The sequence below is a fragment of the Niabella pedocola genome, from assembly GCF_021044425.1.
In the GTDB taxonomy this organism is placed as follows: Bacteria; Bacteroidota; Bacteroidia; order Chitinophagales; family Chitinophagaceae; genus Niabella; species Niabella pedocola.
Window position 1 is genome coordinate 1 of the sequence record NZ_JAJNEC010000009.1, and the last position, 7,367, is coordinate 7,367.

Sequence of the window (7,367 nt, forward strand, 5' to 3'; positions counted from 1 at the left end):
CACCACAATGCGGGAGAGTAGGTAGCTGCCATTCTTATTGAGGGCCTCACAGTAATGTGAGGCTCTTTTTTTTTGTGCCTGTAAACCCCGAAACGAACCGCTCAGGGATGACAAATGGATGCTCCTGCCTCATTCTTACAAAACCCCGGTTTGGTCAAACGAGTTTTTTGTGCCTGTCTAATACCTGTTGCCGCCGCAGTTATACGCAACCTGAATAAAAGAGGTAAGTGGTTGCTTTATTTCAGAACAGCATCATAGTATGTATTTAGGTAATATATTTGCTATAGTGAATCTGGCTTTTTAGTATGAAACCAACGGCATTATGAAAAAATACCTTTACGCAATTATTTTATGGTTACTTGTACTGGTGGCGGATGCCTGCTCCAAGCATGTTCATAGAAAAACAGAAACCAAGCAAAATTTTATCGTTATAAAAGATATACCAGACCGGTTGTTTACAGGTGGTGCGTTTTATGGCGTTTGGAAAGTAGACAGTATCAAAACCTTAAATGGTCATTATTATAAAGGGGAAGGGGATTTGCAACTGGCCTTTACCAATGAGGGCAAAATTATTGTTGAGAGCCCCGGAGATATAAAACTGAAACATGTGGAGTCATTCGCACCGGATTGGACCCTGCATCCCTGGTATTTTGCATCTGGTATGGAGCAATATGAACTGAAGTCGCTTCAACCTGGCAATGAAATTGCCGTTCAGGACGGATATCCTTATACCGCTACTTTTTCTTTTACCGGGAACCGTGAGCAATGGACGGGCCATTTTTCAAATCGGAAAATATGGCTGTATCAATGGGCATCGGGAAATGCCCAGGTCATATATGGGCCAAAAAAATTAAATAGCCTGTGATGCCGGCCTGCTACTATTGAACCGGCAGCCATAGCATTCCGGATAACCGAAGACATCAGCCGACGGAGTAAAGATGTTCGGCACCAGGGCGGATCTTTTACCGGAAACCTGGCAGGCACCCGGCAAATTTCTGGTTGTAATTCTCCCTGCCATATAAAAAAGCCCGTATGTGGCATTTAGCCGGTAAATAACCCGCTTCAATACGCCAAAGCCAGTATCTTTGCAACCTAATTTTTTAATTCCCAGGAAGTGAAGTTTACAGAATTTGGATTTGATGAGCGCCTGATGGAAGGTATTGATGCCTCCAACTATCAACAGGCAACCCCCGTGCAGGAGCAGGTAATACCGCATATCCTTGAAGGAAAGGATGTATTGGCCTTTGCGCAAACTGGTACCGGTAAAACCGCGGCCTTTTTGCTGCCATTGATCAACCGGTTATTAACAGGTCCTTCTGCAGGTACCGATGGTATTAAGGCCATCGTGATTGTGCCTACGCGGGAACTGGCGGTACAGATCGCGCAGCACCTGGATGGGCTTTCTTATTTTACAGATGTGAGTTCCGTTGCCGTATATGGCGGGGGAGACGGAAATAATTTTATAGCCGAGAAAAAAGCGTTGACTGCAGGTGCCGATATCGTGATCTGCACACCCGGTAAAATGATGGCGCATCTGAAAATGGGCTATGTAAAGCTTAACAGCTTGCAATGCCTGGTATTGGACGAGGCAGACCGCATGCTGGATATGGGTTTTTACGGTGATATCATGTTTATCGTAAACCACCTTCCCAAGCAACGTCAGAACCTGCTGTTTTCGGCTACGATGCCGCCGGAAATAAAAAAAATGGCGCAGACTATTTTGCATAACCCGGTTGAAATAAGCATCGCTATGAGTAAGCCGCCGGCAAAAATCGTGCAGCAGGCCTACATGGTTTACGACGAACAAAAGATACCGTTGATCCAGCACCTGCTGGCAGCAAAAAAATACAAGGCGGTCCTTATCTTCTGCAGCAGCAAACTCAATGTAAAGCAATTGACCCGCGACCTCCGGCGTAAGGGGATCAAGGCCGGGGAAATCCACAGCGACCTTGAACAGGAGCAGCGGGATGAAGTACTGATACAATATAAAAGCGGCCGGCTGCCGGTGCTGGTGGCAACGGATATTTTAAGCCGGGGAATCGACATTGACCATATTGACCTGATCATCAATTTCGACGTGCCCCGTGCAGGCGAAGATTATGTACACCGTATCGGCCGTACAGCTCGTGCAGAAGCAGAGGGAAGTGCGTTTACACTGGTCAATCAAAAGGATCAGCGCAAATTTATGGCCATTGAACGGCTCATCGGCCGGGAGGTAGACAAAATGTCCCTGCCGGAACACCTGGGTAAACAACCGGTATATAACACGGCAAGACCCAACCGACCCAGTGGTCCGAAGAAAAAGTATTATAAGAAGAAAGGTGACCGGCATCAATAATTCATTTTTAAAGCCCTTGTTTTACAGGGGCTTTTTTAATGCTTTCTGATCAGTCCCCTGGAATTAGTTGCCGGCACCTTGTAATGAAGGAGGTAATAAAAAGCGGTATCTGCCAGCTAACGCGGCAAGGTGCTGAATCTGCGTTTCATGTATGCAATGATTTAACATTTTTCAAGCAAGATTTTATGGCAAAAAGTTGATAAGACCTAAATCCTTATGTAAATTTAGGTACAAGAAACATTTGCTTATTGATACGCTCACTTATGATTAACCACTAAAATTAATTTTATGCTTATTGTTCATTCTATTTCAGCGTTGCGTAGCACCGGTGCACCTTCGGACAATTTTATTAAAGTGTTGGGCTACTACAGCGCCGGCGATGGCGGCGGCGGTGATTTTTTATGGGATGCCCTGTCAACAAGTGCAGAAGATGGTGGAACTATTTTTGAATCATCGCTGTTAACTACCGGCAGGTGGAAAAGAATCTATAGCGGAGATGTTAGCGTTGATTGGTTTGGTGCGAAAGGAGACGGAAGTACTAATGATACTACAGCTTTTCAAAAGTTATCAGCTTTTATCAATAATCAGAACGGAGGATCCATCGTATTTGGTGTGAATAAAATATATATTATCGGCAGGCAGAATTTCGCCAATGGAACGGGCAAGGGGTACGCTTATCAGCAGCAGCCGGTACTCAAAATAGAGAATTGCACGCAACCTGTAATGATCAAAGGCAACGGAGCCGTATTAAAATTTGCCGGTGGTATGAAATTCGGTTCTCATGATCCAGTAACCGGAAACGCTTATATTCCATCATCTATGCCTTTTGTAAATGCCGATTATATTGGAAATATTGGTACGGCTATTGAAGCAAACAACAATAAAGATGTTTCGATCTTAAATCTGGAAATCGATGGAAACGACACTGCTCAGTCAATCGGCGGTCAATGGGGGGATACGGGATATCAAAATGACCATACCGGAATAAGAGCTTATGGAAATGAAACACTGACGATTAATACGGCGCAATTTCATCATCTACTTTTAGACGGCATTATGACGGGGTGGACCGGACTTACCGAAGAATCGCCTGCTAAACCTACACAACTGGTAAACGTGAACGCGCATCATAATGGCAGGCAGGGGTGGAGCATCGTTGGAGGAAAATGTATTAGCGCCGAAAATTGCAGGTTTACAGATACGGGAAAATCGGTCCTGGCTTCGTCGCCAGGGGCGGGCGTTGATATTGAAGCTGAAGATTCAGTTGTGAAAAACGCGATTTTTACAAATTGTACTTTTGCAAATAACTCGGGTTGTGGAGTTGTAGCGGATTCAGGAAATTCTTCCGACATAAAGTTTAATAAATGTAATTTTTACGGCACAACATCCACATCGATATTTATTAATAAAAAAAGAGTTGTATTTGAAGATTGCCTGATTTCAGGTGAAGCTTATCCCTCTTTGGCAACTTATGCTAACGATACAGAAAAGCCGAGATATAAGCGATGTGTATTCACCCCTGCTTCTTATGAGGGCCTTCCGGTATTTGGAACGCAATTGATGGATGGCTCACAACCTGCAATATTTGATGAATGTTTGTTTTATACAACAGATACGGCAATTAAACTTGGAACATCTGTAGGAGTTACCTATATCGATTGTAGGTTCTTGCAGAATGGAAGTAATGGAGATAGTTATATCAGAGGCACATTCAGGGGACTTAATATTGTAGATATTACTACCGGATCAAATGATTTTTATGGGTATAAAAATGAAGGCGATCTAAAAGTTTCGGGAAACGTATTAAGCATCATCAAAACAAATGCCGGACAGTCATTTACAACATCATATGCACCGCTATCCCGTTTAAGGGTAGGTGGAATAAACAACGACAATATATTTAATGAGTTAAAAATTTGGTTTAACACGGATCCTCCAACAATATACATGGACTACTGGAATGCCGGCGATATCATATTTAACACCAGGCTAACTCCCGGAGTGCCTTTGGGATGGAAATGTACTGTTAGCGGTGACCCTGGAACATGGGTAGCATTCGGTATACAAGGAGGTGTTCAGGCGGCAGCTCAGGCCAATAGTACGGCTACTGACGTAGCGGGTGTTGTGACTGACTTAAATGCGCTCCTTACTAAATTAAAAGCATCAGGTTTGATGGACTAACCCTTTGTACGGTGATCCTGTATTGGTTTCAGCTATAATGAACAGCGGGAATAGCTAATATCTTTTTGCCGCATATATAAAGTACTATAATGGAGGGTGATTGGTCAACCGGATCGACTTTCGAATGCTTCAAAAGTGAACATGATTCACGCGGGGGGCATCTTTATGTAATTGAACCAACAGGGTAAAAAAATAGTCCCCTGTGGAAACAGGGGACGCAACCAAAACTAACTGCTTATGAGAAAATTGACTAACTTAAATCACTTTTTTAAAAGGTTCGCTTAACAACTTCACAATTCCGACTATCTGATATATCCTTCTGTTTAAGCGATTAAATATAAGCAAGGATGATGCCAAAACATTGCTTTTATTCAGAAAAGTAAACATTTTCGCCATCGGACTGAATAGTAGATGTTTAAACATGCATATATAACTATATCAATAAAAATCGGTATCTTTAGTATCCCCTTCAACCTCTAAATTGATCTTTATGGATCCGTCTATTCCACAAAACGAATACAACCTATTAACGTATGCAGCATATACGCGATTGAAAAAAATGGGTGCAGATCACTGGTCGCTTCTTTCAAACGAAGACCAGGAGCTCGCTGCATTATGGATACTGGAAAGAGACATGCACAACGGTGGCTTTCTCCGGTTTATTGGAGATGCCAGCGATCAATGTATTTCCCATGCCATGCGGGCTTTGAAAAAAGTAGAGGCCAACGAATGCCTGAAAGCATTAACCAAATTAAGCGGAGTGATCGCATCTTTAAAGGACCTCTTTTTTCATGTGCGTGCTGCAGACATCGCATCTTATCTTACCGATGAGGAAAGGGCGTCCATCGATTCTCAGAATCTGAATTACCGGATCCATGCAGACCGGTTGAATGAAAAGATCTTCCGTAAATACAGACCGAACATCAATTAGACACCAAAAAATGTGGGCATTATTTCCAGCGTATGGAAAACACCAGTATGAAAAATCCGTCTTAATAAGCGCTCCGTACCTGCGGCAGTGCGGCATTATATTTGGACTACAGTTCCTGTAAAAAGAAATAACGGATATCCGGTTCCTGGAAATGATTTTTTAACCAGTAAAATAGTTCACTATGAGAAGTTTATTGTGGTTAATTGCCGTTGTCTGTATTATTGTATGGGTATTAGGACTGATAGGTGTTGGCGGAGGAATGGGATTGGGAAACTTGATACATATACTACTTGTTATTGCAATCATTGTTGTATTGTATAATATTATTTCCGGGCGTAAACCCGTTGATTAATATACGTTCCGGCCCTCGTAACCGCGTTCTAAAAGTGCTACACACTGTAGAAAAAGCTCCCGGTTTTAAAGCAGTAAAAATGCCCGGTTTCATTGATGCCGGTAGCTTTTATACCAGTACGAAAAGTACTGCATGAACGCCATAAGTACAGCCTGTAAGGAATCGTGGTGCATGTATGGGCCTCTGCACCGGATCATGCAGTTATCTTCGGACCAGGCTGTATTGCCGGTGGTATTCAAAACAGATCCATAATGAACATTCTCAGTATTGCTGCGCATCCGGATGATACGGAAATACTTTGCGCCGGTACGCTTATTCGATATGCCCGTGAAGGACACCGGGTGCTTATTGCCGTGTTTACTGACGGAAGCGTGGGCGACCGGGTCATTCCACCGGGGAAGATGGGTGCGATCCGCAAAAAAGAAGCACAGGCCGCGGCAGACTTGATCGGGGCTGAATTGATCTGGCCGGCAATTGCAGATGAACATGTTTTTCCGGACCAGCATCAACGAATGATCATGGTAGATATATTACGTCAGGCCGACCCGGATGTGATCTTTACCCATGCTCCTAACGATTATCATCCGGATCACCGGTATGTAAGTCAGCTGGTGTTTGATGCCTATTCTCAGAAGGGGTTGCCCTTTATCGATCATCAATCGCTGCCGCCCTGCCGGCTGGAGGAATCACAGATCTATTATATGGATACGGTTTGCGGGATCGATTTTATGCCAGCGGAATATGTGGATATTACCGACACTTTTGAAATAAAGAAAAAAATGCTGCGTTGTCATAAGAGTCAGATCCGGGATATGAAGGAACAGGCGCATACGGATATGCTGGAGATGATGGAAACGCAGTCGAAGTTCAGGGGACTGGCGGCGGGTTGTAAATATGCTGAAGGATTTAAGCGGCTGGAAGCATACCAACGTGGATTAACAAAGCGCATATTGCCATAGTGCGCTGTTGAACCGAAAGCGGGGTAAAAGGCCTGCATCCGGCCTAACCCATTGATAACCGGTAAAGGATATTTGTACACGCTTATTATTCTATGAATTTGTAAGGCGGCATCACATATCCGGTTCCTGCTTAATTTAAAAGATAACAGGTATCGCCTGCATATCGATTTCTTTCCTGGTTGATTCATATTAAAAATGTATTACCGGGTTTCGCTTTTTGCTTCTCCGGGGCAGCCGCTCTGGCTCCGGTTTCCTGCTTGAATACATCTGATCGCACCCTGGGTTTCTGGTGACTGGAAAAGGAGGGAGGGGGCGCCGCAAGGGATCCCTCCAGGGATCGTGGCCTGGGAAGGATGTTGATAATTTTAATGAATAAAAAATATTTTTTATATTAATTTTTTGGTATATCTTTAAGGGGCAACACGTGAAGAAAGACCTAGTGTGTTAACCTTTTTATTACTGAAAAACCCCAGTTATGGCCCAACTAACCGAACCTATGTTTAGCATTAACGGGACTCCGTTACTGCAGTTTACTTCGTTTTCCCTTCATCAGAGTATTTTTTCGCATCATCATTTTACGCTGGTATGTCCTGCGCAGTCGATTGA

6 protein-coding genes are annotated in these 7,367 nt (G+C 43.6%); all 6 read left to right on the forward strand.

The window, feature by feature from the left end:
- Positions 1-322: 322 nt before the first annotated feature.
- The gene (locus tag LQ567_RS25910; RefSeq protein ID WP_231008837.1) at positions 323-865 is read left to right on the forward strand and encodes a hypothetical protein; all 543 of its coding nucleotides are present in this window, start codon (positions 323-325) and stop codon (positions 863-865) included.
- A 249-nt stretch (positions 866-1,114) separates the two neighbouring features.
- Positions 1,115-2,338, forward strand: coding sequence for a DEAD/DEAH box helicase (locus LQ567_RS25915; RefSeq protein WP_231008838.1), 1,224 nt, complete (start codon positions 1,115-1,117; stop codon positions 2,336-2,338).
- A 288-nt stretch (positions 2,339-2,626) separates the two neighbouring features.
- Positions 2,627-4,519, forward strand: coding sequence for a right-handed parallel beta-helix repeat-containing protein (locus LQ567_RS25920; RefSeq protein WP_231008839.1), 1,893 nt, complete (start codon positions 2,627-2,629; stop codon positions 4,517-4,519).
- A gap of 490 nt (positions 4,520-5,009) precedes the next feature.
- Positions 5,010-5,450, forward strand: coding sequence for a DMP19 family protein (locus tag LQ567_RS25925; RefSeq protein ID WP_231008840.1), 441 nt, complete (start codon positions 5,010-5,012; stop codon positions 5,448-5,450).
- Between the two features lie 181 nt (positions 5,451-5,631).
- Positions 5,632-5,802 (forward strand): lmo0937 family membrane protein, encoded by a 171-nt coding sequence (locus LQ567_RS25930; protein ID WP_231008841.1) that lies wholly within the window; start codon positions 5,632-5,634, stop codon positions 5,800-5,802.
- 251 nt (positions 5,803-6,053) lie between these two features.
- The gene (locus LQ567_RS25935; RefSeq protein ID WP_231008842.1) at positions 6,054-6,761 is read left to right on the forward strand and encodes a PIG-L deacetylase family protein; all 708 of its coding nucleotides are present in this window, start codon (positions 6,054-6,056) and stop codon (positions 6,759-6,761) included.
- Positions 6,762-7,367 lie beyond the last annotated feature (606 nt).

Bases quoted from the DNA above. Each gene is read 5' to 3' on its own strand.
- LQ567_RS25920 (WP_231008839.1), top strand. From the start codon at position 2,627: ATGCTTATTGTTCATTCTATTTCAGCGTTGCGTAGCACCGGTGCACCT.
- LQ567_RS25910 (WP_231008837.1), top strand. From the start codon at position 323: ATGAAAAAATACCTTTACGCAATTATTTTATGGTTACTTGTACTGGTG.
- LQ567_RS25925 (WP_231008840.1), top strand. From the start codon at position 5,010: ATGGATCCGTCTATTCCACAAAACGAATACAACCTATTAACGTATGCA.
- LQ567_RS25935 (WP_231008842.1), top strand. From the start codon at position 6,054: ATGAACATTCTCAGTATTGCTGCGCATCCGGATGATACGGAAATACTT.
- LQ567_RS25930 (WP_231008841.1), top strand. From the start codon at position 5,632: ATGAGAAGTTTATTGTGGTTAATTGCCGTTGTCTGTATTATTGTATGG.